Origin of the sequence: Bifidobacterium simiarum, assembly GCF_002802905.1 — a bacterium.
In the GTDB taxonomy this organism is placed as follows: Bacteria; Actinomycetota; Actinomycetes; order Actinomycetales; family Bifidobacteriaceae; genus Galliscardovia; species Galliscardovia simiarum.
In genome coordinates, this window is the sequence record NZ_PEBK01000001.1 from 38,057 (window position 1) to 54,878 (window position 16,822).

Sequence of the window (16,822 nt, forward strand, 5' to 3'; positions counted from 1 at the left end):
TGATCCGTGCGCGGCCGTCGGTTTCGGCCGGCGCCGCGCACGGATCCGCCACCAAGCGGGTGTCGTGTCTGCCTCGGACACTATGATTTCAGGTGTTCGCTGGCGATGGGGCACGCGCGGAAGTGGCGAATATCCCCAATACCCAGTAAAATGTAGCGAGTGTCTTGTGCGTGGTTCGCACAGGCAAACTACGAGACGTCCAGGAGGACAAAACACATGGCAAAGGAAAAGTACGAGCGTACTAAGCCGCACGTTAACATCGGTACCATCGGCCACGTCGATCACGGCAAGACGACCCTGACCGCAGCCATCTCCAAGGTGCTGCACGAGGAGTTCCCGGACGTGAACCCGGAGTACGACTTCAACCAGATCGACTCCGCTCCGGAAGAGGCCGCCCGCGGTATCACCATCAACATCGCCCACATCGAGTACCAGACCGCCAAGCGTCACTACGCTCACGTGGACTGCCCCGGCCACGCCGACTTCGTGAAGAACATGATCACCGGTGCTGCCCAGATGGATGGCGCCATCCTCGTTGTGGCCGCCACCGACGGCCCGATGGCCCAGACCCGCGAGCACGTGCTGCTCGCCCGTCAGGTCGGCGTCCCGAAGATCCTGGTCGCCCTGAACAAGTGCGATATGGTCGACGACGACGAGCTCATCGAGCTCGTTGAGGAAGAGGTCCGTGACCTCCTCGACGAGAACGGCTTCGACCGTGACTGCCCGGTCATCCGCGTGTCCGCCTACGGCGCTCTGCACGATGACGCTCCGGACCACGAGAAGTGGGTTGAGCAGATCAAGAAGCTCATGGACGCCGTCGACGAGTACATCCCGACCCCGGTCCACGACCTCGACAAGCCGTTCCTGATGCCGATCGAGGACGTCTTCACCATCTCCGGTCGTGGTACCGTCGTCACCGGCCGTGTCGAGCGTGGCCAGCTGGCCGTCAACTCCCCGGTCGAGATCGTCGGCATCCGCCCGACCCAGAACACCACCGTCACCTCCATCGAGACCTTCCACAAGACGATGGACGCCTGCGAGGCCGGCGACAACACCGGTCTGCTGCTCCGTGGTCTGGGCCGTACCGATGTCGAGCGTGGCCAGGTTGTGGCCGCTCCGGGCTCCGTCACCCCGCACACCAAGTTCGAGGGTGAGGTCTACGTGCTGACCAAGGATGAGGGTGGCCGTCACTCGCCGTTCTTCTCCAACTACCGTCCGCAGTTCTACTTCCGTACCACCGACGTCACCGGCGTGATCACCCTGCCGGAAGGCGTTGAGATGGTCCAGCCTGGCGACCACGCCACCTTCACCGTCGAGCTGATCCAGCCCGTCGCCATGGAGGAAGGCCTGACCTTCGCTGTTCGTGAAGGCGGCCACACCGTGGGTTCAGGTCGAGTCACCAAGATCCTCGGCTGATTTCATTAGCCCCGAGATCAAGGCGCTTGAACTAGCGACTTAACAAAAGCCCCGAGCCATCAGGCTCGGGGCTTTTTCATATCCACCCCATCCTTCGCCGGCGGGAGCCCGTACTTTGCCCCCGCTGGACGAACGATCGGTGATCATTCGTAGCAGTGCGCCTGAAGGCGCACGTCGCACAAGATGTCGTGACTATAATCTTGCCCCCGCCGGCGGGGGCTGTCAGCGGAGCTGACTGGGGGTGGTCAAACGACGCTTGCTCAAGCAACGAAGCCTCTGATACGCTCAAAGGGATGATGGTGAGACTGCGGATGTCCATGCTCAGAAAGGCATCGTTATGCTTCCTTACAACAAGGCCAACGTTCTTCTTGCCAGACAACTTCGTGCTCAAGCCACGCCGTGGGAGCGCAGGCTATGGCGGCATTTCCTCCAGTCCCATCATGTTCGTTGGCAACGGCAAAAACCCATTCTTGATTACATCGTTGATTTTTATTGTGACAAAGCGAAGCTCATTGTCGAGCTTGATGGCGGCGGCCATTATACGAAGGAGCAACGGGTTGCGGATGAACGTCGTACCCGGGATCTTCAACGACTCGGCCTGACCGTGCTTCGCTATGCGAATTCGGATGTCGATGTCCATTTCGAGGCCGTGTGCGCAAGCATCGAGGCTGAGGTCAAACGACGGCTAGGCCGTAGCAATTGATGTGTCGTTCAACCACCCTCAGTCCGCCTAATCGGCGTCCAGCTCCCGCCAGCGGGAGCGTCATAAATTGGGCCCCCGCCGGCGGGGGCTGTCAGCGGAGCTGACTGGGGGTGGTTGAACGTGGCTTGTACGGATAGTTATGCGGTGTTGTGTCGTTTGACCACCCTCAGTCCGCCTAATCGGCGTCCAGCTCCCGACGTTTTGTGCGACGTACGCCCGTAGGGGCGTACTGCCACGAACAGTCCACTGGACTGTTCGTCCAGCGGGAGCATGTGTTGCACTCGTCGACATCTGATCGCCGTCCAGCTCCCGACGCTTTGTGCGACGTACGCCCGTAGGGGCGTACTGCTACGAACAGTCCACCGGACTGTTCGTCCGGCGGGAGCCTATACTGTGCTCGCCGCAGTGGGGCGAAAATCATCGAGAAGCGCCGGGGCTCGCGCTGTAGGGACGGTATGGCATAATATACAAGGCTAATTTTGAGCTTCGCCGAATTGAAATCATGAAAAGGTGAGTAAACGTGGCACAGACTACCAATGACATCAAGAACGGTTCCGTCCTGAACCTCGACGGCCAGCTGTGGACCGTGATCAAGTTCCAGCACGTCAAGCCGGGCAAGGGCCCCGCCTTCGTGCGCACCACCATCAAGAACGTCCTGTCGGGCAAGATCGTCGACAAGACCTTCAACGCCGGCATGAAGATGGAGTTCGAGACCGTCGACAACCGCACCCTGCAGTACTCCTACGAGGACGGCGACAACTTCGTGTTCATGGACATGACCACCTACGACCAGATCTACATCCCGAAGTCCCTGGTCGGCGATGACGCCAAGTTCCTGCTCGAAGGCACCGACTGCATCGTCTCCTTCCACGACGGCACTCCGCTGTCCGTCGAGCTGCCCGCCTCCGTGATCCTGACGATCACCCACACCGAGCCCGGCCTGCAGGGCAACCGCTCCAACGCCGGCACCAAGCCCGCCACCGTGGAGACCGGCGCCGAGATCCAGGTCCCGCTGTTCATCAACGAGGGCGAGAAGGTCAAGGTCGACACCCGCGACGGCTCCTACCTCGGCCGCGAGAACTGAGAACCGAGAGAGGCGCGAAACCTTCACTATGGCACGATCCACCGCCCGCAAGAGGGCTCTGAATACGCTGTATGAAGCCGACGAGAAGGGACAGGACATCCTGTCCCTTCTTGCTGAGCGAATCGACCACCCCGGTGCGCAGACCCCGCTGCCCGACTACGCCATCGACATCGTCCGCGGCGTGGCCGAGCATCGCAAGCACATCGATCGCATGATCGCCGAAAGCTCCACCAGCTGGGCCGTTTCCCGCATGCCGGTGGTCGATCGCAATATCATGCGCATCGCCGTGTGGGAGATCGTCTACAACGACGAGATCCCCACCCCGGTGGCCATCGACGAGGCGCTGGCACAGGCAAAGACGTTGTGCGACGCCGAATCCCCGAGCTTCATCCACGGTCTGCTGACCGGTGTGGCCGAAAAGAACGAGGCCCGTCTGGCAGCCGACGCCGAATTTGCCGCATCCAAGGAATCCGAACAGGCCGAGGAATCTGAACATTCCGAGGAATCCGAGACCGCCGACGAGCAGTCCGGAGCCGATTCGGAAAACACCGCGGACGGCACTGAAAACACTGAACAAGCCAACAATTAATCGTGATCTGTTATCCAAGCCGGTAGGTATGGTGACAGAAAGAATGATCCGCTGCTAAGGGGGATTGAGTGAGCCTGAACGAGTCCGAGTCCACTGAGGTGGGCAGCTATTCCGTCAATGATGCAGTTCTCGTGTTGGAGGACGGTCAGGTTTATATTGGTGAGCCGTACGGCTCCGTGGGCGAGACATTCGGAGAGATCGTGTTCGCCACCGGTATGACCGGATATCAGGAGACGCTGACCGACCCGAGCTACGATCGGCAGATCGTCGTTCAGACCTTCCCGCACATCGGCGATACCGGTGTGAACCGTGAGGATCCCGAGTCCTCCCGTATCTGGGTGGCCGGATACGTGGTTCGCGATCCCAGCCCCGTGGTGAGCAACTGGCGCGCCACCGGCAGCCTGGACGACGAGCTCGAAGGCCAGTCCATCGTCGGCATCTGCGACATCGACACCCGCAAGCTGGTGCGCCACCTGCGTTCCGCGGGCGTGATGCGCGCTGGCATCTTCTCCGGCGACGCCCTGACCCATGACGACGGTTCCCTGGTGAGCGTGGGCGAACTGCTCGCCAAGGTCCAGGACAGCCCGAAGATGAGCGGCGCCAACCTCGGTCCCGAGGTGAGCACCAAGGAGACCTACGTCGTCGAGCCGTGCGGTGAATTCGAGGGCAAGGATCCGATCGCCACCGTCGTGGCCGTGGATCTGGGCATCAAGGCCATGACCCCGCACCGTCTCGCCGAGCGCGGCTGCCGCGTGTACGTGGTGCCGATGACGATCTCCTTCGAGGAGATCGAGAAGATCAACCCCACCGGCGTGTTCTTCTCCAACGGTCCGGGCGACCCGGGCACCGCCGACGACACCGTGGCGCTGCTGCGTCGCGTGCTCGACGCCGGCTTCCCGTTCTTCGGCATCTGCTTCGGCAACCAGATCCTCGGCCGTGCGCTCGGCTTCGGCACCTACAAGCTGAAGTTCGGCCACCGCGGCATCAACCAGCCGGTCAAGGACCTGACCACCGGCAAGGTGGAGGTCACCGCGCACAACCACGGCTTCGCCGTGGACGCGCCCATCGGCCAGACCATCGAAACCCCGTACGACAACGGTCACTACGGCAAGGCCCGCGTCAGCCACGTCGATCTCAACGACGACGTGGTCGAAGGCCTCGAATGCCTCGACATCCCGGCCTTCTCCGTGCAGTACCATCCGGAGGCCGCGGCCGGTCCGCACGACGCCTCCTACCTGTTCGACCGTTTCGTCAACCTCATGCTCAACCACAAGGATTCCAAGGAAGGTAGTGTCAATGCCTAAGCGCACCGATATTCACTCCGTTATGGTCATCGGTTCCGGCCCGATCGTCATCGGCCAGGCCGCGGAGTTCGATTATTCCGGAACGCAGGCATGCCGAGTGCTTCGCGAAGAGGGAATCCGAGTCATCCTCGTCAACTCCAACCCGGCCACGATCATGACCGACCCGGAGATGGCCGACGCCACGTACATCGAGCCGATCTCCGTGCCGATCCTTGAGAAGATCATCGCCAAGGAGCGTCCCGACGCCCTGCTGCCGACGCTGGGTGGCCAGACCGCGCTGAACGCGGCCATGGCGCTGGGCGAGGCCGGCGTGCTCAAGAAGTACAACGTCGAGCTGATCGGCGCCTCCCTTGAGGCCATCGACCGCGGCGAGGACCGCGAGCTGTTCAAGAAGGTCGTGGACGAGGCCGGCGCCGAATCCGCCCGATCCTTCATCGCCCACTCCATGGAGGAAGTGGACAAGATCGTCGAGGAGATCGGCTATCCGCTGGTCGTGCGCCCGAGCTTCACCATGGGCGGCCTCGGCTCCGGCATCGCGCACAACGAGGAGGAGCTGCACCGCATCGCCGGCGCCGGCCTGCACTACTCGCCGACCGACGAGGTGCTGCTCGAGGAGGGCATCGAGGGCTGGAAGGAATTCGAGCTCGAGCTCATGCGCGACCGCAACGACAACGTCGTGGTCGTCTGCCCGATCGAGAACGTGGACCCCGTGGGCGTGCACACCGGTGACTCGATCACCGTGGCCCCCTGCTTCACGCTGACCGACCGCGAGTACCAGAAGCTGCGTGACATCGGCATCGCCATCATCCGCGGCGTGGGCGTCGACACCGGCGGCTGCAACATCCAGTTCGCCGTGCACCCCGAGACCGGCCGTATCATCGTCATCGAGATGAACCCGCGAGTCTCCCGTTCCTCCGCCTTGGCCTCCAAGGCCACCGGCTTCCCGATCGCCAAGATCGCCACGAAGCTGGCCCTCGGCTACACGCTGGACGAGATCCGCAACGACATCACCCAGTCCACGCCGGCCAGCTTCGAGCCGACCATCGACTACGTGGTCACCAAGGTGCCGCGCTTCGCGTTCGAGAAGTTCCCGGGCGCCGACCACCGTCTGACCACCTCCATGAAGTCCGTCGGCGAGGCCATGGCCCTTGGCGGCAACTTCCAGGAGTCGCTGGGCAAGGCCATGCGCTCCATCGACAAGCGTCACATGGGATTCAGCTGGGACGGCGAGAAGCCCGACGCCGATGAGGTGGCCGATCTGCTCGAGCAGATCAAGGTGCCCACCGAGCATCGCTACCAGCAGATCCAGCGCGCCATCTGGGGCGGCGCCACCGCCGAGCAGATCTTCAACGCCACGAAGATCGACCCGTGGTTCATCGAGCAGCTGCTGCTGATCGACAAGACCGCGCTTGAGGTGAAGGCCGCCAAGACGCTCACCCCGAAGCTGCTGAAGAAGGCCAAGAAGGCCGGCCTGTCCGACGTGCAGATCGCGCATCTGCGCGGACTGGGCGACGAGGGTGAGAACACGATCCGCGAGCTTCGCTGGACCTACGGCCTGCGCCCGGTGTACAAGACCGTCGACACCTGCGCCGCCGAGTTCGACGCCGTCACGCCCTACTACTACAGCTGCTACGCCGACGAGTCCGAGCTGCGCCCGCGTGAGCGCGAGGCCGTGATCATCCTCGGTTCCGGCCCGAACCGCATCGGTCAGGGCATCGAGTTCGACTACACCTGCGTGCACGCCGTGCAGGAGCTCGGCAAGGATTACGACACCATCATGGTGAACTGCAATCCCGAGACCGTCTCCACCGATTACGACATGTCGGATCGCCTGTACTTCGAGCCGCTGACGTTCGAGGACGTGCTGGAGATCTACGAGGCCGAGAAGGAGATGGGCCCGGTCAAGGGCGTCATCGTCCAGCTCGGCGGCCAGACCCCGCTGTCGCTCGCCGCCCGTCTGAAGGCCGCCGGCGTGCCGATTCTCGGCACCACCCCGGAGGCCATCGATCTGGCCGAGAACCGCGAGCTGTTCGGCGAGGTGCTGCGCAAGGAGAAGCTCAACGCCCCGCGCTACGGCACCGCGCTGTCGCTGGAGGAGGCCCAGGAGGCCGCCCACCGCATCGGCTACCCGGTGCTGGTGCGTCCGAGCTACGTGCTCGGCGGCCGCGGCATGGAGATCGTGTACGACGACGCCCAGCTTGAGAAGTACGTGGGCCGTGCCCTCGACGAGGCCAAGGCCGACATGGTCGTCTCCGGACGTCTGCCTTCCCCGCTGCTGATCGACAAGTTCCTGTCCGACGCCATCGAGATCGACGTCGACGCCCTGTTCGACGGCGAGGAGCTGTACATCGGCGGCATCATGGAGCATGTGGAGGAAGCCGGCGTGCATTCCGGCGACGCCGCCTGCACCCTGCCCCCGAGCACCCTCTCGGACGACCAGATCCGCCGCCTGCGCGAGGCCACGCTGGCCATCGCCAAGGGCTGCGACGTGCGAGGCCTGATCAACGTGCAGTACGCGTTCATGTCGAACACGCTGTACGTGATCGAAGCCAACCCGCGCGCCTCCCGTACCGTGCCGTTCGCCTCCAAGGCCACCGGCACCCCGCTGGCCAAGGCCGCCGCCCGCATCATGGCGGGGGAGACCATCGCCGACCAGCGCGCCAACGGCCTGCTGCTGCCCCACGGCGACGGCGGTGACGTGCGTCGCGGCCAGCCGGTCGCCGTCAAGGAGTCCGTGCTGCCGTTCAAGCGCTTCCGCACCCCGGTGGGCAAGACCGTCGACATCCTGCTCGGACCGGAAATGCGCTCCACCGGCGAGGTCATGGGCTTCGACCGTGACTTCCCGCACGCCTTCGCCAAGAGCCAGCTCGCCGCCTACGAAGGCGGTCTGCCGACCAGCGGTAACGTCTTCATCTCCGTCAACGACACCGACAAGCGCCAGCTGCCCCTGATGGCCGTGCGCCTCGAAGAGCTCGGATTCAAGATCTGGGCCACCGAAGGCACCGCCTCCGTGCTGCGCCGCTACGGCATCGAATCCACCGTGGTGGACAAGATCACCGGACGCGTCGATCTCGATGACTCCCAGGCCGAAGTGCGCCATGCCGAAGGAAGCATCGGCAAGAACGTCGTTCAGCTCATCGAAGAGGGCAAGATCGACATGGTGCTCAATACGCCGAATTCTCGTGGCTCCCGTTCGGACGGATACTCCATCCGCGCGGCCGCCATTGCGGCCGATCTGCCGCAGTTCACCACGATGACCGAGTTCTCCGCGGTGCTGCTGGCCATTGAAGCCGTCAAGAAGCAGGACTATCAGATTCTGAGCATTCAGGAACATGCTCAGCAGCTGTTTGAACTGGAAGGGCGTGAATTGCGATGAACACCAGCACAGAGGCTCAGACCAACAACATCCAACGATCTGAATTCGGTAAACGACTCAAGGCATCAATGGATCAGTATGGGCCTCTGTGCGTAGGCATCGACCCCCATCGCAAGATCCTCGCCAACTGGGGCTACAACGTCGACGCCCAGGGCGCCGAACTGTTCGCCATGCGCATGCTGCAGGCCGCACAGGGCCGGGCGGCTGCGGTCAAGTTCCAGATGCCCATGTTCGAGCGCTACGGATCCAAGGGATTCGCGGCGCTCGAGCGGGCGCTGTACGCCGCCCGTCAGATGGGCGTCATCACCATCGTCGACTGCCTGCGAGGCGGCCTGCCCACCACGGTCTCCGCTCTCGCCGACGCATATCTCAAGCCGGATTCGCCGATGCTGGCCGACGCCATCACCCTGCTGCCGTACTACGGCTTCCGTTCGCTGACCAATCTGGTCGGCGAGGCCTTGGAGAACGGCCGCGGCGTATTCATCGCCTCCGTCACCTCCAACACCGAAGGCATCTCCCTGCAGTCCGCCATCCGACAACGCGGCGACTTCCCCGGCCAGACCGTGGCCTACGGCATCGCCCACGCCGCCCAGAACTTCAACGAAGGCGTCGACGGCATGGGATCCGTCGGTCTGATCATCGGCGCCACCATCGGCCAGTGGATGAAGACCAGCGGCGTCGACCCCTCCGTGTTCACCGGACCGATCCTCTCCCCGGGATACGGCTGGCAGGGTGCCGAATCCAAGGATCTGCAAACCGTGTTCAAGGGCACGCGCGGCAACGTGCTGGTCACCGTCTCCCGATCCATCTCCACCAAGGGACCGCAGATCGCCGATCTGTCCGCCGCCACCGAGGAGATTGCCTTCGACGTGCGCGAGGCGCTTACCCACGCGATGGACGAGAACGACCGGGAGAACGCGGCGAAGTACGTGCCCGACACCAGCGGCCTCGACCCGGCCCTGTCCGCCGCGAATCTGGCCGACGGCCGTCCCCACATGAACATCTGACACCATATCGACTCCGCAACCGAAGAGTCCGTACCCGACATAAGAGGTTTCCGCCCATGACCGCCGAAACGCAGCATTCCGCATCCGCATCGACCCGACGCCTGATCGTCCTGTCCGGCCCCACCGCCGTCGGCAAGGGTACCGTGGAAAAGAAACTGCTCGCGGACCACCCCCAGATCTGGATCTCCGTCTCCGCCACCACCCGCGCCCCCCGGCCCGGCGAAGTGGACGGCGTCAACTACCACTTCATGACCGAAGACGAGTTCGTGGCCAAGGAAGCCGCCGGCGAATTCCTCGAAACCGCCGTCGTCCACGGCATGGCCCACTACGGCACCCCTCTGAAGCCGGTGCAGGAGCATCTGGCCAAGAACATCCCCACCATCCTCGAAATCGATCTTCAGGGCGCCCGGCGAGTCCGCCAGCGCGCCGCCGAACTCGGTCTCGACGTCCTCACCGTCTTCATCGCCCCGCCCACCTTCGACGATCTCGCCAAGCGACTCGCCTCCCGCGGCACCGAAACCGAGGAGCAGCGCGTCCGCCGTCTGGAGACCGCCAAGGTCGAACTGGCCGCCGAAAGCGAATTCGACGTCGTCATCGTCAACGACACCGTCGAGCGCGCGGCGGAGAAACTGTGGCAGGTCATCAAGAAGGAATTCGAGATCGACAGGTAATGGAGCGTCATCGGCCCGGCTGAAGACTCGACGTATGTGAATACGCCTTCGTCTTCCGCCGAACCGATGCCGCACGCATTACCTGCCGATCAGGTAGGGAGTCATCGGCCCGGCTGAAGACTTAGCCGATCCGAATGCGACCATGGCCCGCACATCATAATGGCCCGCACACCATGTGATGTGCGGGCCATTAGTCGTTTATGGACGGGCTGTCGATCAGGCGAGACCGGAGAGCTTGTTGATCAGCTCCGGATCCCTGGTCGCGCCCTTGTCGGCGCTGCGGGCGAAGGCGGCGTAGGCCTTCAGGGCCTGCGAAACCTTGCGGTCGCGGTGGGCCACGTAGCCGTCGCCGGCCTCCAGTTCGGCGCGGCGCTGGGCCAGCTCCTCATCGGAGAGTTCCACGTTCACGGCGCGGTTCTCGATGTCGATGTTGATGATGTCGCCGTTCTTGATCAGGGCGATCGGCCCCTTGTTCGCCGCCTCGGGGGCGATGTGGCCGATGGCCAGACCCGAGGAACCGCCGGAGTAGCGGCCGTCGGTGAGCATGGCCACCTGCTTGCCGATGCCCTTGCCCTTGACGAACGACGTCGGGTACAGCATCTCCTGCATGCCCGGGCCGCCCTTCGGACCCTCGTAGCGGATCACCAGCGCCATGCCCGGCTTGAGCGTGTCGTTGAGAATCACCTCGATGGCCTGCTCCTGGGATTCGACCACCAGAGCCGGTCCGCGGAACTTCCAGATCTCCTCCGGCACGCCGGCGGTCTTCACCACGCAGCCGTCGGGGGCGAGGTTGCCGCGCAGCACAGCGAGGCCGCCCTCATGGATCTCCGGGTGGTTGATGTCGTGGATGGCGCCGTTGACGCGATCGGTGTCGAGCGAGTCGAACAGCGTCTCATGGGTCCACGGTTCGGGGGAGATGATGTGGCCCGGAGCCGCGTGGAACAGGGTCTTGGCCTCTTCGGTGCAGGTGGGGCGCATGATGTCCCAGGCGTCGAGCTTGGCTTCGAGCGACGGGTAGTCGACGGAGTGCACGTCGCGGTGCAGCTTGCCGGCGCGGTCCAGCTCGCCGAGGATGCCGGTGATGCCGCCGGCGCGGTGCACGTCGGAGATCTCCCACTTGCCGGACGGGCTGGCCTTGCAGATGCACGGCACGGTGTGGCTGATGCGTTCGATGTCGTCCAGCGTGAAGTCCACGTCGGCGGACTGGGCCATGGCGAGGATGTGCAGCACGGTGTTGGTGGAGCCACCCATGGCCACATCCATGGTCATGGCGTTCTCGAAGGCGTGCTTGGTGGCGATGGAGCGCGGCAGCACCGAATCGTCGTCCTCGTGGTAGTAGCGGTTGGCGATGTGCACGATCTCGCGCGCGGCCTTGCGGAACAGCTCCTTGCGGAAGCCGTGCGAGGCGAGGATGGTGCCGTTGCCGGGCAGGGCCAGACCGATGGCCTCGGTGAGGCAGTTCATCGAGTTGGCGGTGAACATGCCGGCGCAGGAGCCGCAGGTGGGGCAGACGGTCTTCTCGTAGTTGAGCAGATCCTCTTCGGTCACGTTGTCGTCGGCGGAGGCGTACATCACCGAGATCAGATCGGTGTTCTTCTTCACGGTGCCGTCGGCGAGGGTCGTGGTGCCGGCCTCCATCGGGCCGCCGGAGACGAAGATCGTCGGGATGTTCAGTCGCAGGGCGGCCATCAGCATGCCGGGGACGACCTTGTCGCAGTTCGGGATGCAGATCAGGGCGTCGGCGCAGTGCGCGTTGACCTGGTATTCGACGGTGTCGGCGATGATGTCGCGGGAGGGCAGGGAGTACAGCATGCCGGTGTGGCCCATGGCGATGCCGTCGTCCACGGCCATCGTGTTGAACTCGCGCGGGATGCCGCCGGCTTCCTTGATGGCCTCGGAGACGATGCGGCCGACCTTGTTGAGGTGGACGTGGCCGGGGAGGAATTCGTCGAAGGAGTTGGCAATGGCGATGATCGGCTTGCCGAAGTCCTTGCCGTCGACGCCGGCGGCTCGGTACAGTGCTCGCGCGCCTGCGAAGACGCGACCGTTCATGAGTTTTGCAGATCGCATTTCAGTCATGGCTCTATTCAATCCCTTGCGTAGGACACGAGATTTGTCAATAGCCGAATAGTGGAATTTCCGCTTTGTTTACATTTCCGGTGGTAGGGAGGCGTCGGGAAGGACGGTCGTCAGGCGCTCGATCCCAAGCAATCACAGGGATTCGCGCATGTCGATCGTCGTGCGCGATGCCCGGGCGTCCGAAAGTGTCCGAACATGTGACTACACTTACTTCGGATTGAAGGAATTCCTTAACTCACAGTCTTACATGTTGGGAGAACATTACCATGGCACTTGGCACCAGCCCCGAACCTCAGGGACTCGCTAATCCTCCTATCGACGACCTCATGCACCACGCGGACTCCAAGTACGCGCTCGCCATCTTCGCCGCCAAGCGCGCCCGCCAGATCAACTCCTACTTCACCCAGCTCAACGAGGGCCTGCTGCAGAACGTCGGCCCGCTGGTGGAGTACCAGAATCAGGAGAAGCCGCTGTCCATCGCGTTCCGCGAGATCAACGAGGGCCTGCTCGAGGAGACCCTCGGCGAGGACGACGTCAACGAAGGCAACTGATCCCGGCCGATTGGTCACTTTCCGATCCGGCTGACTCCGATCCGATCGATACTCTCCGATCCGGCCGAGCATCCGATGCGATCAAATCGTTATCGAATCGTGTCGCCGTGAGCGAAACACGCATTGAATGCTCGGGCCCGATCGGATACAACTAGACCCAGTACGAAAGGCTCGCACCATACCGAACCGGTTGGCGGCGGGCCTTTCCTACATGTGCCCACGGAACTTCCTCACGAGACTTCCCCCATGGAACTTCCCACAGGTCGTCCGCGGGCATGACCCCATAACTGAATCCAATCAAGCAATCTCTTCGACCACAGGGCCTGACACCTGATAGGGCGCTGGTCTGAAGACCAACACAAGCAACCAGAAGAGGTATGTCATGAGTGAACCGCGTCTCATCACCGCGGAATCGGTGACCGAAGGCCACCCCGACAAAGTCTGCGACCAGATCTCCGACGCCGTGCTGGACGACATGCTCGCCCAGGATCCGCACTCCCACGTCGCCGTGGAGACCAGCGCCACCAAGGGCCAGTTCTTCGTCTTCGGCGAAGTCTCCAGCAACGGGTACGTCGACATCCAGCGCGTGGTGCGCGATACCCTGCACCGCATCGGCTACACCAGCTCCAAGATCGGCCTCGACGCCGATTCCTGCGGCGTGCTCGTCTCCATCGGCGAGCAGAGCGCCGAGATCAACCAGGGCGTCTCCCGCCTCAACGCCGAACAGGAGTCCGAGGCCTCCCGCGAGGAGCGCTACGAGGCGCAGGGCGCCGGCGATCAGGGCGTGATGTTCGGTTACGCCTCCGACGAGACCGACGTGCTCATGCCGTTGCCGATCACGCTGGCCCACCGTCTGGCCTACCGCCTGACCGAGGTGCGCAAGAGCGGCGAGGTGCCGCATCTGCGCCCGGACGGCAAGACCCAGGTCACCATCGAATACGACGACAAGCGCAACCCGCTGCGCGTGGACACCGTGCTCGTCTCCACCCAGCACGATCCCGAGGTCGATCAGGCGTGGCTCAAGGAGCACCTGACCGAGCACGTGATCAAGCCGGTGCTCGACGCCGAACTGCCCGAAGGCGTCAAGCACGACGACTTCCGCGTGCTCGTGAACCCCACCGGCTCGTTCATCCTCGGCGGTCCGGCCGCCGACGCCGGCCTCACCGGCCGCAAGATCATCGTCGACACCTACGGTGGCGCTGCCCACCACGGCGGCGGCGCGTTCTCCGGCAAGGATCCGTCGAAGGTCGACCGTTCCGCCGCCTACGCGGCTCGCTGGGTGGCCAAGAACGTGGTGGCCGCCGGCCTCGCGCACCGCATCGAGGTGCAGGTGGCGTACGCCATCGGCGTGGCCGACCCGGTGAGCATCAACGTGGAGACCTTCAACTCCGAGATCGGCGTGACCCGCGACCAGATCGTCGCCGCGGTGCGCAAGGTGTTCGACCTGCGCCCGGCCGCCATCATCGACGAGCTCGACCTGCTGCGCCCGATCTATGAGAAGACCGCCGCCTACGGCCACTTCGGCCGTAAGGACGTCGAGTTCCCGTGGGAGCGGACGAACAAGGTCGACGAGCTCAAGCAGGCGATCGCCGGCTGACCACGGCCGATCGCGACTGATTGCGGCTGATTGCGCATGAGCGGAAGCGGGACGCATGCCGAGCAACCGGCGCTTGACGGGCTGGCCCCGCGCAAGCGCCGCCGTCGTGCGCCCGCGGAGAAGACCCCGGCCGAGCACCTGCCCATCGCCCGCGTGATGATCGACGTGCAGGCCACCCATCTGGGACGCACCTTCGACTATCTCGTCGACGAGCGGTCCAGTAAGGACGCGCAGCCCGGCGTGCGGGTGCGCGTCCGGTTCGGCCACAAGCTGCTCGACGGGTTCGTCTGGCAGCGGGCCGATCGCAGCGACACCCCCTCCTCCTCGCTGCGCTTCCTCGAACGGGTGATCTCGCCGCGCGTCGTGCTCTCCGAGCAGATGCGCCGGGACGTCACCCGCATCGCCGACACGTTTGGCGGCACCGTGGCGAACATCCTGCGCGTCGCCGTCCCCCCGCGAAGCGCCAAGGTGGATCGGGAGTACACGGCGGGGGACAGGGCCGTGCGCCGTCGGGCCGACGAGCTCGCGGCCATGCTCGCCGACCCGGATCTCAAGGGATTCGCCCGCATCGAATCCAGCTACTCGGGCGCGCGCGACCTTCGTGACGCCCTGAACGCCCGGACCGGCTCCACCGTGATCTGGGATGATCTTCCCGGCCCGAGACTGTGGGCCAAGGACCTCGCCTGGGCGGTGGCCCATACGCTGATGATCGGCCGATCCGCGGTCGTGGTCCTGCCCGACATGCGCCACGTCGCCGACATGGCTCGCTCGCTCGCCGCCTACGGACTCAAGCCGTACAAGCCGTCCGACAACGGGGTGTGGTCGGGCGACGTGGCCGCCCTCGAAGCCTCGATGGCCCCGGAACTGCGATACCGTTCGTACATGGCCGTGGCCACCGGGGCCGTGCGATGCGTGATCGGCGTACGGGCCGCCATGTATGCGCCGGTGGAGGGGCCAGCCCTGTTCGCCATCGTCGACGACGCCGCCTATCAGAACGCCGACGGGCTGATGCCCTACGCGAACGCGAGGGACGTGCTCGAACTGCGGGCCCGCGAACACGGCGGCGTGTTCATCGCCGCCGGACACGCCCGCAGCCCCCTAAGCCAATGGCAGGCCGATCACGGCCGCCACGTCGTCCAACTGCACGCCCTGCCGTCGGTCGCCAAGGACGCCACGCCGTGGATCCGGTGGCTCAACCGCGAGGAACTCGCCCGACTGGCCGACCCGGCGATCGGCGCGAGGGTGCCGCACACGGCGGTGAGCGTGATCAACCGCGCCCTGAAGACCGGACCGGTGCTGCTGTCCGTTCCGTATCGCGGTGCCGGCACCGTATTGGCCTGCGCCCGATGCCATCGGCAGGCGCGATGCCCGAAATGCGCCGGACCGCTCACCGCCATGCCCGACGCCGCCGCGCAATGCCGGTGGTGCGGCGCGGCCGCCGTGGACTGGACCTGCCGCGAATGCGGCGGCGACCGGATGCGCGCGGTGCGGATCGGCGCCGAAGGCACGATGCAGGAGCTGAGGGGTCTGTTCCGCGGCGTGCCGATCATGGTGTCCACACCGAATCAGCCCCGCGGCATCATCGAGGACGTGGTCGGCAAACCGCAGATCGTGATCGCCACGCCGGGCGCCGAGCCGCGCGTCGTGCCCATGCGGCCCGGCCCGTCAGGCGAATCCGCCGGGGCAGCCGGCACCGCCACGTCCAGCGCGTATCAGGCGGTGGTGATCCTCGACGCGTGGACCAGCCTGTACGCGCCGGGCATCGACGCGCGTGTGGACGCGCTGACCGCATGGATGCGCGCCGCCGCCCTGTGCGCGCCGAGGACCAGAGGTGGACAGGTGCTGCTGGTCGGCGAGGCCGATCCGGCGCTCGCCCACTCGCTGGTGGTCTGGGATCCGCGGATTCTGGCGTCTAGGGAGCTTGCGGAGCGCGAGGAGACCGTACTGCCGCCGGTCGTGGCCGCGGCCGCGGTGTGGGGCGACCTCAAGGCGGTGATGACCGCGCTCGACCGGATCGGTGCGCTCACCGGAGACATGGCGGTGATGACGGTCAGCGACGGGAACCCCGGCATCATGCCCGGTGCCGATCCCGGTACGGTCGATATGGACGATACGGGCGATCCGGACGCCGATACGGACACTGATTTGGACACTGATTTGGATATGGAGTGGCCCGCCGTGCTCGGTCCGGTGCCCATCGCCCCCGAACCGGGGCCGGGCCGGACGCTGGACGGCTCGCAGGACCGAGTGCGCGCCATCGTGCGAGTGCGGCGGGAGCGCTCGGAGGAGCTGGCGAAGCGGCTGCGTATCGCGGTCTCGACGCATGTGGCCGGACGGGAGCCGGGGGAGCTGCGGTTCAAGATCAATCCCAAGGACGTGCTGTAGCGTTTCGCCCGAATCATGCGGTTCGTCCGGATTGCGTGTTTCGATGGAGACGGTAGTTGG

12 protein-coding genes are annotated in these 16,822 nt (G+C 64.7%); 11 read left to right on the plus strand and 1 reads right to left on the minus strand.

Features of this window, described 5'->3' with window-relative positions:
• The first annotated feature begins 216 nt into the window (after positions 1-216).
• From tuf to gmk, 8 genes are all read left to right on the plus strand, one after another.
• A complete protein-coding gene (gene tuf / locus CSQ87_RS00135; RefSeq protein WP_100511831.1) occupies positions 217-1,416 on the plus strand; it encodes an elongation factor Tu in 1,200 nt (399 codons plus the stop codon).
• Between the two features lie 337 nt (positions 1,417-1,753).
• A complete protein-coding gene (locus CSQ87_RS00140) occupies positions 1,754-2,119 on the plus strand; it encodes an endonuclease domain-containing protein (RefSeq protein WP_100511832.1) in 366 nt (121 codons plus the stop codon).
• Positions 2,120-2,639: 520 nt separating this feature from the next.
• Positions 2,640-3,203 carry an elongation factor P gene (gene efp, locus CSQ87_RS00145; RefSeq protein WP_100511833.1) on the plus strand — a complete coding sequence of 188 codons (564 nt, stop codon included), beginning with the start codon at positions 2,640-2,642 and terminating at the stop codon, positions 3,201-3,203.
• Positions 3,204-3,231: 28 nt separating this feature from the next.
• Positions 3,232-3,792 (plus strand): transcription antitermination factor NusB, encoded by a 561-nt coding sequence (gene nusB / locus CSQ87_RS00150; RefSeq protein ID WP_100511834.1) that lies wholly within the window; start codon positions 3,232-3,234, stop codon positions 3,790-3,792.
• A gap of 68 nt (positions 3,793-3,860) precedes the next feature.
• The gene (carA, locus tag CSQ87_RS00155) at positions 3,861-5,096 is read left to right on the plus strand and encodes a glutamine-hydrolyzing carbamoyl-phosphate synthase small subunit (protein ID WP_420868060.1); all 1,236 of its coding nucleotides are present in this window, start codon (positions 3,861-3,863) and stop codon (positions 5,094-5,096) included.
• The gene (gene carB, locus CSQ87_RS00160; RefSeq protein ID WP_100511835.1) at positions 5,089-8,472 is read left to right on the plus strand and encodes a carbamoyl-phosphate synthase large subunit; all 3,384 of its coding nucleotides are present in this window, start codon (positions 5,089-5,091) and stop codon (positions 8,470-8,472) included. Before carA ends, carB begins: the two co-directional genes overlap by 8 nt.
• A complete protein-coding gene (gene pyrF, locus CSQ87_RS00165) occupies positions 8,469-9,479 on the plus strand; it encodes an orotidine-5'-phosphate decarboxylase (RefSeq protein WP_100511836.1) in 1,011 nt (336 codons plus the stop codon). The genes carB and pyrF overlap by 4 nt, the downstream gene beginning before the upstream one ends.
• 56 nt (positions 9,480-9,535) lie before the next feature.
• Positions 9,536-10,150, plus strand: coding sequence for a guanylate kinase (gmk, locus tag CSQ87_RS00170; protein WP_100511837.1), 615 nt, complete (start codon positions 9,536-9,538; stop codon positions 10,148-10,150).
• Between the two features lie 216 nt (positions 10,151-10,366).
• Here gmk and ilvD read toward each other — a convergent pair whose 3' ends face one another.
• The gene (gene ilvD, locus CSQ87_RS00175) at positions 10,367-12,229 is read right to left on the minus strand and encodes a dihydroxy-acid dehydratase (protein WP_100511838.1); all 1,863 of its coding nucleotides are present in this window, start codon (positions 12,227-12,229) and stop codon (positions 10,367-10,369) included.
• A gap of 266 nt (positions 12,230-12,495) precedes the next feature.
• On the opposite strand from ilvD, the gene rpoZ reads away from it, so the two are divergent.
• The 3 genes from rpoZ (at position 12,496) to CSQ87_RS00190 (ending at position 16,762) form a co-directional block, all read left to right on the plus strand.
• Positions 12,496-12,780 (plus strand): DNA-directed RNA polymerase subunit omega, encoded by a 285-nt coding sequence (gene rpoZ, locus CSQ87_RS00180; protein ID WP_100511839.1) that lies wholly within the window; start codon positions 12,496-12,498, stop codon positions 12,778-12,780.
• A 382-nt stretch (positions 12,781-13,162) separates the two neighbouring features.
• Positions 13,163-14,377, plus strand: a complete 1,215-nt coding sequence (gene metK / locus CSQ87_RS00185) for a methionine adenosyltransferase (protein ID WP_100511840.1) — start codon at positions 13,163-13,165, stop codon at positions 14,375-14,377.
• Positions 14,378-14,413: 36 nt separating this feature from the next.
• Positions 14,414-16,762, plus strand: a complete 2,349-nt coding sequence (locus tag CSQ87_RS00190) for a primosomal protein N' (RefSeq protein ID WP_100511841.1) — start codon at positions 14,414-14,416, stop codon at positions 16,760-16,762.
• Positions 16,763-16,822: the final 60 nt, after the last annotated feature.

Bases quoted from the DNA above. Each gene is read 5' to 3' on its own strand.
- CSQ87_RS00190 (WP_100511841.1), top strand. From the start codon at position 14,414: ATGAGCGGAAGCGGGACGCATGCCGAGCAACCGGCGCTTGACGGGCTG.
- tuf (WP_100511831.1), top strand. From the start codon at position 217: ATGGCAAAGGAAAAGTACGAGCGTACTAAGCCGCACGTTAACATCGGT.
- CSQ87_RS00140 (WP_100511832.1), top strand. From the start codon at position 1,754: ATGCTTCCTTACAACAAGGCCAACGTTCTTCTTGCCAGACAACTTCGT.
- pyrF (WP_100511836.1), top strand. From the start codon at position 8,469: ATGAACACCAGCACAGAGGCTCAGACCAACAACATCCAACGATCTGAA.
- carB (WP_100511835.1), top strand. From the start codon at position 5,089: ATGCCTAAGCGCACCGATATTCACTCCGTTATGGTCATCGGTTCCGGC.
- gmk (WP_100511837.1), top strand. From the start codon at position 9,536: ATGACCGCCGAAACGCAGCATTCCGCATCCGCATCGACCCGACGCCTG.
- ilvD (WP_100511838.1), bottom strand. From the start codon at position 12,229: ATGACTGAAATGCGATCTGCAAAACTCATGAACGGTCGCGTCTTCGCA.
- nusB (WP_100511834.1), top strand. From the start codon at position 3,232: ATGGCACGATCCACCGCCCGCAAGAGGGCTCTGAATACGCTGTATGAA.
- rpoZ (WP_100511839.1), top strand. From the start codon at position 12,496: ATGGCACTTGGCACCAGCCCCGAACCTCAGGGACTCGCTAATCCTCCT.
- metK (WP_100511840.1), top strand. From the start codon at position 13,163: ATGAGTGAACCGCGTCTCATCACCGCGGAATCGGTGACCGAAGGCCAC.